The organism is Bradyrhizobium tunisiense, from assembly GCF_042263385.1.
GTDB lineage: Bacteria > Pseudomonadota > Alphaproteobacteria > Rhizobiales > Xanthobacteraceae > Bradyrhizobium > Bradyrhizobium tunisiense.
This window is the reverse complement of sequence record NZ_JBHLEV010000008.1, coordinates 142848-155961: the sequence shown is the minus strand read 5'-3', so window position 1 is coordinate 155961 and position 13114 is coordinate 142848. Positions and strand designations below refer to the sequence as shown.

At 63.4% G+C, this 13114-nt stretch carries 23 protein-coding genes; all 23 read right to left on the bottom strand.

Annotated elements, in window-relative coordinates:
* Positions 1–107: 107 nt before the first annotated feature.
* Entirely contained in the window at positions 108–593 is a 486-nt protein-coding gene (gene rplO, locus ACFDR6_RS28650) for a 50S ribosomal protein L15 (RefSeq protein ID WP_018322273.1), read from the bottom strand.
* A 75-nt stretch (positions 594–668) separates the two neighbouring features.
* Positions 669–863: a 50S ribosomal protein L30 gene (gene rpmD, locus ACFDR6_RS28645; RefSeq protein ID WP_375860313.1), complete on the bottom strand. Its 195-nt coding sequence runs from the start codon at positions 861–863 to the stop codon at positions 669–671.
* A 24-nt stretch (positions 864–887) separates the two neighbouring features.
* The gene (gene rpsE, locus ACFDR6_RS28640; RefSeq protein ID WP_015685409.1) at positions 888–1478 is read right to left on the bottom strand and encodes a 30S ribosomal protein S5; all 591 of its coding nucleotides are present in this window, start codon (positions 1476–1478) and stop codon (positions 888–890) included.
* Between the two features lie 44 nt (positions 1479–1522).
* Entirely contained in the window at positions 1523–1885 is a 363-nt protein-coding gene (gene rplR / locus ACFDR6_RS28635; protein WP_027520949.1) for a 50S ribosomal protein L18, read from the bottom strand.
* An 11-nt stretch (positions 1886–1896) separates the two neighbouring features.
* Positions 1897–2430: a 50S ribosomal protein L6 gene (gene rplF / locus ACFDR6_RS28630; protein ID WP_212092202.1), complete on the bottom strand. Its 534-nt coding sequence runs from the start codon at positions 2428–2430 to the stop codon at positions 1897–1899.
* 16 nt (positions 2431–2446) lie between these two features.
* Positions 2447–2845, bottom strand: a complete 399-nt coding sequence (gene rpsH, locus ACFDR6_RS28625; protein WP_007603034.1) for a 30S ribosomal protein S8 — start codon at positions 2843–2845, stop codon at positions 2447–2449.
* 14 nt (positions 2846–2859) lie between these two features.
* Positions 2860–3165 carry a 30S ribosomal protein S14 gene (rpsN, locus tag ACFDR6_RS28620; RefSeq protein ID WP_212092203.1) on the bottom strand — a complete coding sequence of 102 codons (306 nt, stop codon included), beginning with the start codon at positions 3163–3165 and terminating at the stop codon, positions 2860–2862.
* A gap of 47 nt (positions 3166–3212) precedes the next feature.
* Entirely contained in the window at positions 3213–3770 is a 558-nt protein-coding gene (rplE, locus tag ACFDR6_RS28615; protein WP_018322267.1) for a 50S ribosomal protein L5, read from the bottom strand.
* Positions 3763–4077: a 50S ribosomal protein L24 gene (gene rplX / locus ACFDR6_RS28610; protein WP_007603031.1), complete on the bottom strand. Its 315-nt coding sequence runs from the start codon at positions 4075–4077 to the stop codon at positions 3763–3765. Before rplX ends, rplE begins: the two co-directional genes overlap by 8 nt.
* Positions 4077–4445 carry a 50S ribosomal protein L14 gene (gene rplN, locus ACFDR6_RS28605; RefSeq protein ID WP_007603030.1) on the bottom strand — a complete coding sequence of 123 codons (369 nt, stop codon included), beginning with the start codon at positions 4443–4445 and terminating at the stop codon, positions 4077–4079. The genes rplX and rplN overlap by 1 nt, the downstream gene beginning before the upstream one ends.
* An 83-nt stretch (positions 4446–4528) precedes the next feature.
* Entirely contained in the window at positions 4529–4777 is a 249-nt protein-coding gene (rpsQ, locus tag ACFDR6_RS28600; protein WP_007603028.1) for a 30S ribosomal protein S17, read from the bottom strand.
* A 13-nt stretch (positions 4778–4790) separates the two neighbouring features.
* Complete coding sequence (gene rpmC, locus ACFDR6_RS28595; RefSeq protein WP_026202715.1) at positions 4791–4997, bottom strand: 50S ribosomal protein L29; 207 nt, start codon at positions 4995–4997, stop codon at positions 4791–4793.
* A 5-nt stretch (positions 4998–5002) separates the two neighbouring features.
* Positions 5003–5416 carry a 50S ribosomal protein L16 gene (gene rplP, locus ACFDR6_RS28590; protein WP_008136349.1) on the bottom strand — a complete coding sequence of 138 codons (414 nt, stop codon included), beginning with the start codon at positions 5414–5416 and terminating at the stop codon, positions 5003–5005.
* A gap of 30 nt (positions 5417–5446) precedes the next feature.
* On the bottom strand, positions 5447–6172 hold the full coding sequence (gene rpsC, locus ACFDR6_RS28585) for a 30S ribosomal protein S3 (RefSeq protein ID WP_129268065.1): 726 nt from the start codon (positions 6170–6172) through the stop codon (positions 5447–5449).
* 17 nt (positions 6173–6189) lie between these two features.
* On the bottom strand, positions 6190–6576 hold the full coding sequence (gene rplV / locus ACFDR6_RS28580; RefSeq protein WP_008136353.1) for a 50S ribosomal protein L22: 387 nt from the start codon (positions 6574–6576) through the stop codon (positions 6190–6192).
* 10 nt (positions 6577–6586) lie between these two features.
* On the bottom strand, positions 6587–6865 hold the full coding sequence (gene rpsS, locus ACFDR6_RS28575; protein WP_008136357.1) for a 30S ribosomal protein S19: 279 nt from the start codon (positions 6863–6865) through the stop codon (positions 6587–6589).
* A 12-nt stretch (positions 6866–6877) separates the two neighbouring features.
* The gene (rplB, locus tag ACFDR6_RS28570) at positions 6878–7711 is read right to left on the bottom strand and encodes a 50S ribosomal protein L2 (protein ID WP_018322265.1); all 834 of its coding nucleotides are present in this window, start codon (positions 7709–7711) and stop codon (positions 6878–6880) included.
* Between the two features lie 12 nt (positions 7712–7723).
* A complete protein-coding gene (locus ACFDR6_RS28565) occupies positions 7724–8026 on the bottom strand; it encodes a 50S ribosomal protein L23 (RefSeq protein ID WP_212092204.1) in 303 nt (100 codons plus the stop codon).
* Positions 8023–8643 carry a 50S ribosomal protein L4 gene (gene rplD, locus ACFDR6_RS28560; RefSeq protein WP_212092205.1) on the bottom strand — a complete coding sequence of 207 codons (621 nt, stop codon included), beginning with the start codon at positions 8641–8643 and terminating at the stop codon, positions 8023–8025. The genes ACFDR6_RS28565 and rplD overlap by 4 nt, the downstream gene beginning before the upstream one ends.
* Before the next feature lies 1 nt (position 8644).
* Positions 8645–9361: a 50S ribosomal protein L3 gene (rplC, locus tag ACFDR6_RS28555; protein ID WP_028141005.1), complete on the bottom strand. Its 717-nt coding sequence runs from the start codon at positions 9359–9361 to the stop codon at positions 8645–8647.
* Positions 9362–9413: 52 nt separating this feature from the next.
* Entirely contained in the window at positions 9414–9722 is a 309-nt protein-coding gene (gene rpsJ, locus ACFDR6_RS28550) for a 30S ribosomal protein S10 (RefSeq protein ID WP_002712302.1), read from the bottom strand.
* 82 nt (positions 9723–9804) lie between these two features.
* A complete protein-coding gene (tuf, locus tag ACFDR6_RS28545; RefSeq protein WP_008136415.1) occupies positions 9805–10995 on the bottom strand; it encodes an elongation factor Tu in 1191 nt (396 codons plus the stop codon).
* A gap of 40 nt (positions 10996–11035) precedes the next feature.
* Complete coding sequence (gene fusA / locus ACFDR6_RS28540; protein ID WP_212092206.1) at positions 11036–13108, bottom strand: elongation factor G; 2073 nt, start codon at positions 13106–13108, stop codon at positions 11036–11038.
* Between the last annotated feature and the right edge of the window lie 6 nt (positions 13109–13114).

Genomic DNA, 13114 nt, shown 5'->3' with positions numbered 1-13114 from the left:
GGCCGGGCTACTCTCGCGGACGCCGGACATTATCTGGGGCTCGGCTTCGATAAGTCCACGTTCCGCATGCGTAAAGGCCCGCGAGCTGCGGGCCGATGACGCAGTTGTTACGCCGCCTCGCCTTCTTCCTTGGCAGGGGCGAGGATCTTCACCGAGCCGCCGGCCTTCTCGACCGCGGCGATCGCGGTCTTGGTGGCGCCGTGCACTTCGATGTTGAGCTTGGACTTCAGCTCGCCGCGGCCGAGCAGCCGCAGGCCGGCCTTGGCGCGGCGCAGCACGCCGCCCTTCACCAGGGCCTCGACGTTCACGACACTGCCGGCGTCGATCTTCTTGGCATCGACCGCTTCCTGGAGCCGGTCGAGATTGATCTCGGCGAACTCGACGCGGAAGATGTTGTTGAAGCCGCGCTTGGGCAGACGGCGATGCATCGGCATCTGACCGCCTTCGAAACCCTTGATGCGCACGCCCGAACGCGCGGTCTGGCCCTTGCCGCCGCGGCCGGACTGCTTGCCCTTGCCCGAACCGATGCCGCGGCCGACGCGCATACGCTTCTTGCGCGAGCCGGCGTTGTCGGCGATATCGCTGAGCTTCATCGCCCTTCTCCTTGTGTCTTGCGCATGATCTTCGCCGAGGAACGGTGCCCGCTCTTCGGGATCATGCGCCTTTGCTTACTTCTCGTCGACGATGCGGACGAGATGGTGAACCTTCTCGATCATGCCGCGGACCGCCGGGGTATCGGGCAGTTCGCTGGTGCGGCCGATCTTGTTGAGCTTGAGCCCGATCAGCGTCGAGCGCTGCGAGTGATGGCGGCGGATCGCGCTGCCGGTCTGCTCGAGCTTGATCGTCTTTACGGCCTTGGCCATGGGAGTCTACTCCGAAAGCTTCCGTTAGTCGGCAGCCGCCTCGGCATCGCCACCGATACGGCGCGACTGGAGGGTGGACACCTTGATGTTGCGGCGGGCTGCGACCGAACGCGGCGAATCCTGATGCTTCAGCGCGTCGAAGGTCGCGCGCACCATGTTGTACGGGTTCGACGAGCCGATCGACTTCGCCACCACGTCCTGGACGCCGAGCGTCTCGAACACGGCGCGCATCGGACCGCCGGCGATGATCCCGGTACCGGCCGGAGCTGCACGCAGGTAGACACGGCCCGCGCCATGACGGCCGGCGATGTCGTGATGGAGGGTGCGGCCCTCGCGCAGCGACACGCGGGTCAGGTTGCGCTTGGCGGACTCGGTGGCCTTGCGGATCGCTTCAGGCACTTCGCGCGCCTTGCCGTGACCGAAGCCGGCGCGGCCCTTCTGATCGCCGATCACGACCAGCGCGGCGAAACCGAAGCGCTTACCGCCCTTGACGACCTTGGCCACGCGGTTGATGTGGACCAGCTTGTCGACGAACTCGCTGTCGCGCTCCTCGCGCTGCTGACGGTCACGTCCGCCGCGTTGATCGCGTCCACCACGTTGTTCGCGTTCTGCCATTTTTCCAATCCTTCAGAGGCTTACGCCTCAATCCTCAAATTCCGTTAGAAGTTCAGCCCGCTCTCACGCGCCGCATCGGCAAGAGCCTTGACGCGCCCGTGATAGAGGTAGCTGCCGCGATCGAACACGACTTCCTTGACGCCCTTCTCGGCGGCGCGCTCGGCCAGCAGCTTGCCGACCGCCTTCGCCGCATCGATGTCGGCGCCGGTCTTGCCGCCGTCGCGCATCGACTTCTCGAGCGACGAGGCAGAGGCCAGCGTCTCGCCCTTCAGGTCGTCGATGACCTGGGCATAGATGTGCTTGGACGAGCGGAACACCGACAGACGCGGACGACCACCACCGGAACGGCGCAGCTTCAGCCGCACACTCCGCTTGCGCCGGGCATTCGTAACCTTGGCTTTCGACATGACCGGCTCCGTTACTTCTTCTTGCCTTCCTTGCGGAAGATGAATTCGCCAACATACTTCACGCCCTTGCCCTTGTAGGGCTCCGGCGGACGATAGGAGCGAATCTCGGCGGCGACCTGGCCGACACGCTGGATGTCGCTGCCTGTCACGGTGATTTCGGTCGGCTTCGGCACGGTGATCGTGATCCCTTCCGGGATCGCGTAGACCACGTCGTGGCTGTAGCCGAGCGCGAGCTGCAGGTTCTTGCCCTGCATCGCGGCGCGGTAACCGACGCCGGTGATTTCGAGCTTCTTCTCGAAGCCCTTGGTGACGCCTTCGACCAGATTCGCGACCTGGGCGCGAGCGGTACCGTACAGCGCGCGCGCGCGGTTGGTCTCGACCCGCGGATTCACCTTCACCTGGCCGTTCTCGAGCTTCACCTCGACGTCGTCATGGACGACGAACTGAAGCTGACCCTTCGGACCCTTCATCTTGACGGTCTGCCCATCGACGGTCGCGGTCACACCCGACGGAACCGGAATAGGCCTTTTGCCAACTCGTGACATGGATCAAAAATCCTTCTCAGAACACCGTGAAGAGAACTTCACCGCCCACGTTCGCTTCACGCGCACTGTGGTCGGCCATGATCCCCTTCGGCGTCGACAACACGGAAATGCCGAGTCCGTTGTTCACACGCGGCAGGTTCTTCACCGAGGCGTAAACGCGACGCCCGGGCTTGGAGACACGTTCGATCTCGCGGATGACGGGCTCGCCGTCGAAATACTTCAGCTCGATCTCGATCTCGCTGCGGCCTGAGGAATGCTCGAGCGTGGCGTAACCACGGATGTAGCCCTCGCTCTTGAGGACCTCGAGCACGTTCTCGCGCATCTTCGAGCCAGGCGTGGAGACCTTGTTCTTGGAGCGCATCTGCGCGTTGCGGATACGGGTGATCAGATCGCTGATTGGATCGTGCGTAGACATCTAAACGACCCTCCTTACCAGCTGGACTTCACGAGGCCCGGGACCATGCCCTTGGAGCCAAGTTCGCGCAGCGCGATACGGGACAGCTTGTTCTTGCGGTAGTTCGAGCGCGGCCGGCCCGACAGCTCGCAACGCAGGCGGATGCGGGTCGCCGACGAATTGCGCGGCATCTCTGCAAGCTTCAGGGTCGCGGCGAACCGCTCCTCCATCGGCAGCGTCTTGTCGGCGATGATCGCCTTCAACCGCGCGCGCTTCGGGGCGGCGTTCTTCGCCATCCGCTTGCGCCGGTTGTTCTTCTCGACTGAACTCTTCTTTGCCATGCTTGGCTCCTGGGTATCCGCGTTTGAGAGGCTTTTAGGTCAGCGTCTCACTGCCGGAACGGGAAATTGAAAGCGGTCAACAAGGCCCTCGCCTCTTCGTCGGTCTTGGCCGTGGTGCAGACGGTGATGTCCATGCCGCGGGCTTCGGTGACCTTGTCGAAGTCGATCTCGGGGAAAATGATGTGCTCCTTGATGCCGAGCGAGTAGTTGCCGCGGCCGTCGAAGCTCTTCGGGTTCAGGCCGCGGAAGTCGCGGACGCGCGGCAGCGCGACCGTCACCAGGCGATCGATGAACTCGTACATGTGGGCCTTGCGCAGCGTGACCTTGCAGCCGATCGGCTGGTTCTCGCGCAGCTTGAAGGTCGCGATCGCGATACGCGAATAGGTCACGATCGCCTTCTGGCCGGCGATCTGGGTCAGCTCGGCAGCAGCGGTCTCGGCCTTCTTGCGGTCGTTGACGGAATCGCCAACGCCCATGTTCAGCACGACCTTGTCCAGGCGAGGAACCTGCATGACGTTCTCATAACCGAACTTCTCGGTCATGGCCGTGCGGATCTTCGCATCGTATTCCGCGCGCAGGCGCGGGGTGTAAGCGGCCTCAGCCATCGATCTCAGCTCCCGAGCTCTTGGCGATGCGGACCTTCTTGCCGTCCGCCAGAATCTTGAATCCGACGCGGGTCGGCTTTCCGTCCTTGCCGACATACGCGATGTTGGACAGTTGGATCGGCGACTCCTTCGAGATGATGCCGCCCTCCTGGGCCTGCGTCTGCTTCTGGTGACGCTTGACCATGTTGATGCCGCGCACGAGCGCCGTGCCGGCGTCGGGACGCACTTCGAACACTTCGCCGGTGCGGCCCTTGTCGCGACCGGTCAGCACGACGACCTTGTCGCCCTTGCGGATCTTCGCAGCCATCACAGCACCTCCGGCGCGAGCGAGATGATCTTCATGTGGTTCTTCGCGCGCAGCTCGCGCGGCACGGGCCCGAAGATACGGGTGCCGACCGGCTCGGACTGGTTGTTGATCAGGACGGCGGCGTTGCGGTCGAAGCGGATGACCGAACCGTCGGCGCGGCGAATGTCCTTGCGGACGCGCACCACGACGGCCTTCATCACGTCCCCCTTTTTCACCTTGCCACGCGGAATCGCTTCCTTGATCGAAACGACGATGATGTCGCCGATCGTGGCGTAGCGGCGCTTGGAGCCCCCGAGCACCTTGATACACATGACACGGCGTGCGCCAGAATTATCGGCCACGTCGAGGTTGGTCTGCATCTGAATCATTGATGCACCTCGTCCTCTTCTATTTGCGCCAGCCCAGCCGGCGCTCAACATTTCCCTGAAGTCAGTCGGCTAAAGCCAACAGATCAGGCGCTTTTCTTGTGTTCGCCCCGGATCACGACCCAGCGCTTCAACTTCGAAATCGGCTTCGATTCCTCGATCCACACCATGTCGCCCGGCTTGAACTCGTTGCTCTCGTCGTGCGCGTGGTAGTTCTTCGAACGGCGGATCGTCTTCTTGTAGATCGGGTGCGTGAAGCGGCGATCAACGCGCACCACGATGGTCTTGGCCTGCTTGTCGCTGACGACCACGCCCTGCAAAGTACGTTTCGGCATCTTCGTAAGCCTCTTACTTCTTCTTCGCGCGCGTCTGCGCGGCGACGGTCTTGATCCGGGCGATGTCACGGCGGGCCTCGCGCAGGCGCGAGGTGTTCTCGAGCTGCCCGGTGGCGCGCTGGAAGCGCAGATTGAAGCGCTCCTTCTTCAGGTTCAGGACGGCGTCATCCTGCTGGTCGGGGCTCATCGCGCGGATGTCTTCGATCTTCATCTGGGCCATGGCCATTACTCCGCAATGCGCTCGACGAAGCGCGTCTTGATCGGCAGCTTGGCGGCCGCCAGGGTCAGCGCCTCACGCGCCGTCTGGGTGTTGACGCCGTCGATCTCGAACAGCACCCGGCCCGGCTTGACGCGCGCGACCCACAATTCCGGCGAACCCTTGCCGGAGCCCATGCGGACTTCGGCCGGCTTCTTCGACACCGGAACGTCCGGGAACACGCGAATCCAGACGCGGCCGGCACGCTTCATGTGGCGGGTCAGCGCGCGGCGGGCGGCCTCGATCTGGCGCGCGGTGACGCGCTCAGGCTCGGTCGCCTTCAGGCCGAATTGGCCGAACGCCAACGTCGCGCCCGAAGACGCAACGCCGTGGATGCGGCCCTTATGCGCCTTCCGGAACTTCGTTTTCTTAGGTTGCATCATGGCTTCAAGCCCTCAAATTCTCAGTGCGGATCAGGCCGCAGCGTTGTCACGGCGCCCACGGCCACCGCGATCACCACCACCGCTGGTCTCGCCTTCGGCCATTCTCTTGTCCTGGGCCATCGGATCGTGCTCGAGGATCTCGCCCTTGAAGATCCAGACCTTGACGCCGCAGGTGCCGAAGGTCGTGAACGCGGTCGCAACGCCGTAGTCGATGTCGGCACGCAGCGTGTGCAGCGGCACGCGACCCTCGCGGTACCACTCCATGCGCGCGATTTCCGCACCGCCCAGACGGCCCGAGCAGTTGATGCGGATGCCTTCCGCGCCGAGACGCATCGCCGACTGCACGGCGCGCTTCATGGCGCGGCGGAACGCCACGCGGCGCTCCAGCTGCTGCGCGATCGACTCGGCCACCAGCGTCGCATCGAGCTCCGGCTTGCGGATTTCGACGATGTTGATGACGACGTCGGACGAGGTGATGTCCGCGACCTTCTTGCGCAGCTTGTCGATGTCCGCGCCCTTCTTGCCGATCACCACGCCCGGACGGGCCGAGTGGATGGTGACGCGGCACTTCTTGTGCGGACGCTCGATCACGATGCGGGCGACGGCCGCCTGCTTGAGCTCCTTGTGCAGGATCTCACGGATCTTGACGTCCTCGTGCAGCAGCTTGCCGTATTCCTGCTTGCCGGCGAACCAGCGGGAATCCCAGGTACGGTTGATGCCGAGACGCAGACCGATCGGATTGATCTTTTGACCCATCGTGTTCTCCTGCGCCCTTAAGCGGCTGCTTCGGCTTCGACCTGACGAACGATGATCGTCAGCTGCGAAAATGGTTTGTAGACACGGCCCGAGCGGCCACGGCCGCGAGCGGCGAAGCGCTTCATCACGAGGCCGTTGCCGACGAAGGCCTGCGCCACGACGAGATCATCGACGTCGAGGTCGTGGTTGTTCTCGGCGTTGGCGATAGCCGATTCCAGGCACTTCTTCACGTCCACCGCGATCCGCTTGCGCGAAAACTGCAGATCGGCGAGCGCAGCAGCCGCCTTCCGGCCGCGAATGAGCTGGGCGACCAGGTTGAGCTTCTGCGGGCTCACCCGCAGCATCCGGGCGACCGCCTTGGCCTCGTTCTCGGCGAGGCTCCGTTCGCGCTTAGGTTTGCTCATCGTTCAATCCTCAAGCCTTCTTGGCTTTCTTGTCGCCGGAGTGGCCATGGAAGGTCCGGGTCGGCGAGAACTCGCCGAACTTGTGACCGACCATTTCCTCGTTGACGGCCACCGGCACGTGCTTCTGACCGTTGTAGACGCCGAAGGTCAGGCCGACGAACTGCGGCAGGATCGTCGAGCGACGGCTCCAGATCTTGATGACGTCGTGACGGCCGGACGCGCGGGCGGCATCTGCCTTCTTGAGCAGAGAACCCTCGACGAACGGGCCTTTCCAGACTGAACGAACCATGTCCGGCGTTCCTTACTTCTTCCGCTTGTGGCGGCTTAGGAGAATGAATTTGTTGGTCGACTTGTTGGTACGGGTCTTCTTGCCCTTTGTCGGCTTGCCCCACGGGGTGACCGGGTGGCGGCCGCCCGAGGTACGACCTTCACCACCGCCGTGCGGATGGTCGATCGGGTTCATCGAGACACCGCGGTTATGCGGCTTGCGGCCCAGCCAACGGTTACGGCCGGCCTTGCCGATCGAGGTGTTCATGTGATCCGGGTTCGACACCGCGCCGATCGTGCCGCGACAACGGCCGTGCACCAGGCGCTGCTCGCCCGAATTCAGGCGGATGATCACGTAGTCCTGATCGCGGCCGACGAGCTGGGCGTAGGTGCCCGCCGAACGGGCGAGCTGGCCGCCCTTCCCGATCTTGACCTCGATGTTGTGGATGATGGTGCCGACCGGCATGTTGCCGAGCGGCATGACGTTGCCCGGCTTCACGTCGACGTAGTTGCCGGCGATGATGGTGTCACCCACGGCCAGGCGCTGCGGCGCCAGGATGTAGGCTTGCTCGCCGTCCTGATACTTGATCAGCGCGATGAAGCCGGTGCGGTTCGGATCGTACTCGAGACGCTCGACGGTCGCCGGAACGTCGATCTTCTCGCGCTTGAAATCCACGGTGCGCAGCGTCTTCTTGTGACCACCGCCGCGGAAGCGCACGGTAATGCGACCGGTGTTGTTACGACCGCCCGAGGAGTGCTTGCCCTCGGTGAGCGCCTTAACCGGCTTGCCCTTGTACAGGGCCGAACGATCGACCATGACCAGCTGGCGCTGGCCCGGCGTCGTAGGATTGAATGTCTTCAGTGCCATCGTCGTACGACCTTACAGACCGGTGGTGACGTCGATCCGGTGGCCCTCTTCGAGGGTCACGATCGCGCGCTTGGTGTTCGACTGCGAGCCGAGATGGCCGCGGAAGATCTTGGTCTTGCCCTTGCGGACCAACGTGTTGACGCTCTTGACCTTGACGTCGAACAGCTTCTCGATCGCTTCCTTGATCTGCGGCTTGGTCGCCTTCGCGGCCACCTTGAACAGCACCTTGTTGTGCTCGGAGGCGATCGTCGCCTTTTCGGTCACGACCGGCGAGACGATCACGTCGTAGTGGCGAGCCTCGATGTTCTTCGTCATTTGAAGCGCGCCTCCAGCGCATCGATGGCGGCCTTGGTCAGAACGAGCTTCTGACGGCGCAGGATGTCGTAGACATTGATGCCCTGGATCGGCAGCACGTCCATGTTCGGGATGTTGCGGGCCGCCGCGGCGAAGCCGTTGTTGAGCTCGGCACCGTCGATGATCAGCGCGTTGGTCAGACCCAGGCCCGAGAAGTGACCGAGCAGCGCCTTGGTCTTGGCGGCTTCCAGCGCGGCTTTCTCGATCACGACGAGATCGCCGTCCTTGGCCTTGGCCGAGAGCGCATGCTTCAGCGCGAGTGCGCGAACCTTCTTCGGCAGGTCGGTGGCGTGCGAACGCACCACCGGACCGAAGGCACGACCACCGCCGCGGAACTGCGGCACGCGGGCCGAACCGTGACGAGCACCGCCGGTGCCCTTCTGCTTGTACATCTTCTTGCCGGTGCGCCAGATCTCGGCGCGGCCCTTGGCCTTGTGCGTGCCGGCCTGGCGCTTGTTGAGCTGCCACTGCACGCAACGCGCAATGATGTCCTGGCGCGGCTCGAGGCCGAAAATGGCGTCGGACAGCTGGACCGAGCCGGCTTCCTTACCTTCGAGGGTGGTGACCTTCAATTCCATCTCACGCACCCTCCTGCTGGGCCGCAGCCTCGGCTTCGCCACCCGCAACCTTGAACTTGCCGGGCTTCGGAGCTTCCTTCGGCAGCGGCTTCTTGACGGCGTCGCGCACGCGAATCCAGCCGCCCTTGGAGCCGGGAACGGCGCCTTCGACGAGGATCAGGCCGCGCTCGACATCGAGCTGAACGACGCGAAGGTTGAGCGTGGTGATGCGGTCGACACCCATGTGGCCGGGCATCTTCTTGTTCTTCCAGGTCTTGCCGGGGTCCTGACGGCCACCGGTCGAACCGATCGAGCGGTGCGAGACCGAGACGCCGTGGGTGGCGCGCAGACCGCCGAAGTTCCAGCGCTTCATGCCGCCGGCGAAGCCTTTACCGACCGACGTGCCGGTGACGTCGACGAACTGGCCGACGACGAAGTGGTCGGCAAGGATCTCGGCGCCGACGGGGATCATGGCATCCGCGGTGACGCGGAATTCCTCGACCTGCCGCTTCGGCTCGACCTTGGCGACCGCGAACTGGCCGCGCTCCGCCTTGGGCATGTAAACGGTCTTCCGGCTGCCAGAACCAAGCTGGAGCGCGACGTAACCGTTCTTCTCTTCGGTACGGTGGCCTACGACCTGGCAATTGCCGAGCTTCAGCACGGTCACGGGGATATGTTCGCCGGCCTCTGTAAAGACCCGCGTCATCCCGACCTTTTGTGCGATCACTCCGGAGCGCATCGGCTTGCTTCCTGTTCTTTCTGTCCGCTTGCGCGAACGGGATCCAAAAATCTTAGAGCTTGATCTCGACGTCGACACCGGCGGCCAGGTCGAGCTTCATCAAAGCATCGACGGTCTGCGGGGTCGGATCGACGATGTCGAGCAGGCGCTTGTGAGTGCGCATCTCGAACTGCTCGCGGCTCTTCTTGTCGACGTGCGGCGAACGGTTGACGGTGAACTTCTCGATGCGGGTGGGCAGCGGAATGGGTCCGCGGACCTGCGCGCCGGTGCGCTTCGCCGTGTTCACGATCTCGCGGGTCGACGTATCGAGGATACGATGGTCGAACGCCTTGAGACGGATACGAATGTTTTGGCCGTTCATTGCCGTGGTCTTTCTTCAGTGGGTGGCGAATAGCGAATAGCGAATGTCACCACTCGCTATTCGCCGATCCCTATTCTCGTAATTACTCGATGATCGAGGCGACGACGCCGGCGCCGACGGTGCGGCCACCTTCGCGGATCGCGAAGCGGAGCTTCTCTTCCATCGCGATCGGCACGATCAGGTGCACTTCCATCGCGATGTTGTCGCCCGGCATCACCATCTCGGTGCCTTCCGGCAGATGCACGACACCGGTCACGTCGGTGGTGCGGAAGTAGAACTGCGGACGGTAGTTGGTGAAGAACGGGGTGTGGCGACCGCCCTCCTCCTTGGTGAGGATGTAAGCCTCAGCCTTGAACTTGGTGTGCGGCTTGACCGAACCCGGCTTGCACAGCACCTGGCCGCGCTCGACGTCTTCGCGCTTGGTGCCGCGGAGCAGCGCACCGATGTTGTCGCCGGCCTGGCCCTGGTCGAGCAGCTTGCGGAACATTTCGACGCCGGTGACGGTCGTCTTCTGGGTCGCACGCAGACCGACGATCTCGATTTCCTCGCCGACCTTGACGATGCCGCGCTCGACACGGCCGGTCACGACGGTGCCGCGGCCCGAGATCGAGAACACGTCTTCAACCGGCATCAGGAACGGCTGGTCGATCGGACGCTCCGGCTGCGGGATGTACTCGTCGACGTTCTTCATCAGCTCGAGGATGGCGTCGTGGCCGAGCTTCTTGTCGGAATCTTCGAGAGCGGCGAGCGCCGAACCCTTGATGATCGGGATCTTGTCGCCCGGGAAGTCGTACTTCGAGAGCAGTTCGCGGACTTCGAGCTCGACGAGCTCGAGCAGTTCCGGATCGTCGACCATGTCGCACTTGTTCAGGAACACGACCAGCGCGGGCACGCCGACCTGGCGGGCGAGCAGGATGTGCTCGCGGGTCTGCGGCATCGGGCCGTCGGCGGCCGACACGACCAGGATCGCACCGTCCATCTGGGCGGCGCCGGTGATCATGTTCTTCACGTAGTCGGCGTGGCCGGGGCAGTCGACGTGGGCGTAGTGGCGGTTCGGCGTCTCGTACTCGACGTGCGCGGTCGAGATGGTGATGCCGCGCGCCTTCTCTTCCGGCGCCTTGTCGATCTGGTCGTACGCGGTGAACGTCGCACCGCCTGCTTCGGCGAGAACCTTGGTGATCGCCGCGGTCAGCGACGTCTTGCCGTGGTCGACGTGACCGATGGTGCCGATGTTGCAGTGCGGCTTGTTACGTTCAAACTTTGCTTTGGCCATTTGACTCTCCGTTCAATCGTCAGTTCGTGACCGACGACAATCAGGCAAACTTCTTCTGGACTTCTGCCGACACATTGGCCGGCGCTTCTGCGTAGTGGTCGAACTGCATGGTGAAGGTTGCGCGACCCTGGCTCATCGAGCGCAGGTTATTCACGTAACCGAACATGTTCATGAGCGGCACCATCGCGTTGATGACGTTGGCGTTGCCGCGCATGTCCTGCCCCTGGATCTGACCGCGCCGGGAATTCAGGTCGCCGATGACCGAGCCGGTGTAGTCTTCCGGGGTCACCACTTCGACCTTCATGATCGGCTCGAGCAGGACGGACTTGCCCTTCTGCAAGGCTTCGCGGAATGCCGCGCGCGATGCGATTTCGAAGGCGAGCGCCGACGAGTCGACGTCATGGTACTTGCCGTCGACGAGCTGAACCTTGACGTCGACCACGGGGAAGCCCGCGACCACGCCGGAGCTCATCACGCTGTTGAGGCCCTTTTCGACGCCGGGGATGTATTCCTTCGGAACCGCACCACCGACGATCTTGGACTCGAACTCGTAGCCCTTGCCGGGCTCGTTCGGCTCGACCACGATCGACACTTCCGCGAACTGACCGGTACCGCCGGTCTGCTTCTTGTGGGTGTACTTGACCTCGGCCTTCTTGGTGACGCGCTCACGGAACGCAACCTGCGGCGCGCCGATGTTGGCGTCGACCTTGTAGGTACGCCTGAGGATGTCGACCTTGATGTCGAGATGGAGTTCGCCCATGCCCTTGAGGATGGTCTGGCCGGACTCTTGGTCGGTCGAGACGCGGAAGGACGGATCTTCCGCGGCGAGCTTGGCCAGTGCCACGCCCAGCTTTTCCTGGTCAGCCTTGGACTTCGGCTCGATCGCGATCTCGATGACCGGCTCGGGGAATTCCATCTTCTCCAGGATCACCTGCTTGTCGGGATCACACAGCGTGTCACCGGTGCGCGCTTCCTTCAGGCCGGCCAGCGCGACGATGTCGCCGGCATAGGCTTCCTTGATGTCTTCGCGGTTGTTCGCATGCATCAGGAGCATGCGCCCGATGCGCTCCTTCTTCTCGCGGGTCGAGTTCACGACGCCGGTGCCGCTCTGCAGAACGCCGGAGTAGATGCGGCAGAAGGTGATGGTGCCGACGAACGGGTCGTCCATGATCTTGAACGCGAGCAGCGCGAGCGGCTCCTTGTCGTCCGCCTTGCGCACGACCTCGTTGCCGTGGTCGTCGGTGCCCTTGATCGCGGGCACGTCGATCGGCGACGGCAGATAGTCGACGACGGCGTCGAGCAGCGGCTGCACGCCCTTGTTCTTGAAGGCCGAGCCGCACAGCACGGGATAGAAAGCGCCGGTCAGAACAGCCTTGCGGATCAGCCGCTTCAGCGTCTCTTCGTCCGGCTCCTTGCCGTCGAGATAGGCGGCCATGGCGTCGTCGTCGAGCTCGACGGCGGCTTCCACCATCTTCTCGCGGTATTCCTTGGCCTGCTCGACGAGATCCTCGGGAATGTCGACATAGTCGAACTTCGCGCCGAGCGATTCATCGTTCCAGATGATGCCCTGCATCTTCACGAGGTCGACGAGACCCTTGAAGTTGTTCTCGGCGCCGATCGGAAGCTGGATCGCGATCGGCTTGGCACCGAGGCGGTCGACGATGTCGGCCAGGCACTTGAAGAAGTCGGCGCCGGTCTTGTCCATCTTGTTGGCGAAGACGATGCGCGGAACCTTGTACTTGTCGCCCTGGCGCCAGACGGTCTCGGTCTGGGGCTCGACGCCCTGGTTGGAATCGAGCACGCAGACGGCGCCGTCGAGCACGCGCAGCGAACGCTCGACTTCGATGGTGAAGTCGACGTGGCCGGGGGTGTCGATGATGTTCAGACGCTTGCCGGCCCAGAACGCGGTGGTCGCGGCCGAAGTGATCGTGATGCCACGCTCCTGCTCCTGCTCCATCCAGTCCATCGTCGCGGCACCTTCGTGCACTTCGCCGATCTTGTGGCTCTTGCCGGTGTAATAGAGGATGCGCTCGGTCGTCGTCGTCTTGCCGGCATCGATATGCGCCATGATACCGAAGTTGCGGTAATTCTCTATGGCATGAACGCGGGGCATGGGGTG

What these genes read in the sequence shown, in the direction of transcription:
- rpsE (WP_015685409.1), bottom strand. Translation starts at nt 1,478, where the DNA reads ATGGCAGAACGCGAACAACGTGGTGGACGCGATCAACGCGGCGGACGT.
- rpsQ (WP_007603028.1), bottom strand. Translation starts at nt 4,777, where the DNA reads ATGCCGAAACGTACTTTGCAGGGCGTGGTCGTCAGCGACAAGCAGGCC.
- rplV (WP_008136353.1), bottom strand. Translation starts at nt 6,576, where the DNA reads ATGAGCAAACCTAAGCGCGAACGGAGCCTCGCCGAGAACGAGGCCAAG.
- rpsJ (WP_002712302.1), bottom strand. Translation starts at nt 9,722, where the DNA reads ATGAACGGCCAAAACATTCGTATCCGTCTCAAGGCGTTCGACCATCGT.
- rplO (WP_018322273.1), bottom strand. Translation starts at nt 593, where the DNA reads ATGAAGCTCAGCGATATCGCCGACAACGCCGGCTCGCGCAAGAAGCGT.
- rpsN (WP_212092203.1), bottom strand. Translation starts at nt 3,165, where the DNA reads ATGGCAAAGAAGAGTTCAGTCGAGAAGAACAACCGGCGCAAGCGGATG.
- rpsS (WP_008136357.1), bottom strand. Translation starts at nt 6,865, where the DNA reads ATGGTTCGTTCAGTCTGGAAAGGCCCGTTCGTCGAGGGTTCTCTGCTC.
- rplR (WP_027520949.1), bottom strand. Translation starts at nt 1,885, where the DNA reads ATGTCGAAAGCCAAGGTTACGAATGCCCGGCGCAAGCGGAGTGTGCGG.
- rpsC (WP_129268065.1), bottom strand. Translation starts at nt 6,172, where the DNA reads ATGGGTCAAAAGATCAATCCGATCGGTCTGCGTCTCGGCATCAACCGT.
- rplX (WP_007603031.1), bottom strand. Translation starts at nt 4,077, where the DNA reads ATGGCTGCGAAGATCCGCAAGGGCGACAAGGTCGTCGTGCTGACCGGT.
- rplD (WP_212092205.1), bottom strand. Translation starts at nt 8,643, where the DNA reads ATGGAATTGAAGGTCACCACCCTCGAAGGTAAGGAAGCCGGCTCGGTC.
- rpmD (WP_375860313.1), bottom strand. Translation starts at nt 863, where the DNA reads ATGGCCAAGGCCGTAAAGACGATCAAGCTCGAGCAGACCGGCAGCGCG.
- rplB (WP_018322265.1), bottom strand. Translation starts at nt 7,711, where the DNA reads ATGGCACTGAAGACATTCAATCCTACGACGCCGGGCCAGCGCCAGCTG.
- fusA (WP_212092206.1), bottom strand. Translation starts at nt 13,108, where the DNA reads ATGCCCCGCGTTCATGCCATAGAGAATTACCGCAACTTCGGTATCATG.
- tuf (WP_008136415.1), bottom strand. Translation starts at nt 10,995, where the DNA reads ATGGCCAAAGCAAAGTTTGAACGTAACAAGCCGCACTGCAACATCGGC.
- rplN (WP_007603030.1), bottom strand. Translation starts at nt 4,445, where the DNA reads ATGATTCAGATGCAGACCAACCTCGACGTGGCCGATAATTCTGGCGCA.
- rplC (WP_028141005.1), bottom strand. Translation starts at nt 9,361, where the DNA reads ATGCGCTCCGGAGTGATCGCACAAAAGGTCGGGATGACGCGGGTCTTT.
- rplE (WP_018322267.1), bottom strand. Translation starts at nt 3,770, where the DNA reads ATGGCTGAGGCCGCTTACACCCCGCGCCTGCGCGCGGAATACGATGCG.
- rplF (WP_212092202.1), bottom strand. Translation starts at nt 2,430, where the DNA reads ATGTCACGAGTTGGCAAAAGGCCTATTCCGGTTCCGTCGGGTGTGACC.
- rpmC (WP_026202715.1), bottom strand. Translation starts at nt 4,997, where the DNA reads ATGGCCCAGATGAAGATCGAAGACATCCGCGCGATGAGCCCCGACCAG.
- rpsH (WP_007603034.1), bottom strand. Translation starts at nt 2,845, where the DNA reads ATGTCTACGCACGATCCAATCAGCGATCTGATCACCCGTATCCGCAAC.
- ACFDR6_RS28565 (WP_212092204.1), bottom strand. Translation starts at nt 8,026, where the DNA reads ATGACGAAGAACATCGAGGCTCGCCACTACGACGTGATCGTCTCGCCG.
- rplP (WP_008136349.1), bottom strand. Translation starts at nt 5,416, where the DNA reads ATGATGCAACCTAAGAAAACGAAGTTCCGGAAGGCGCATAAGGGCCGC.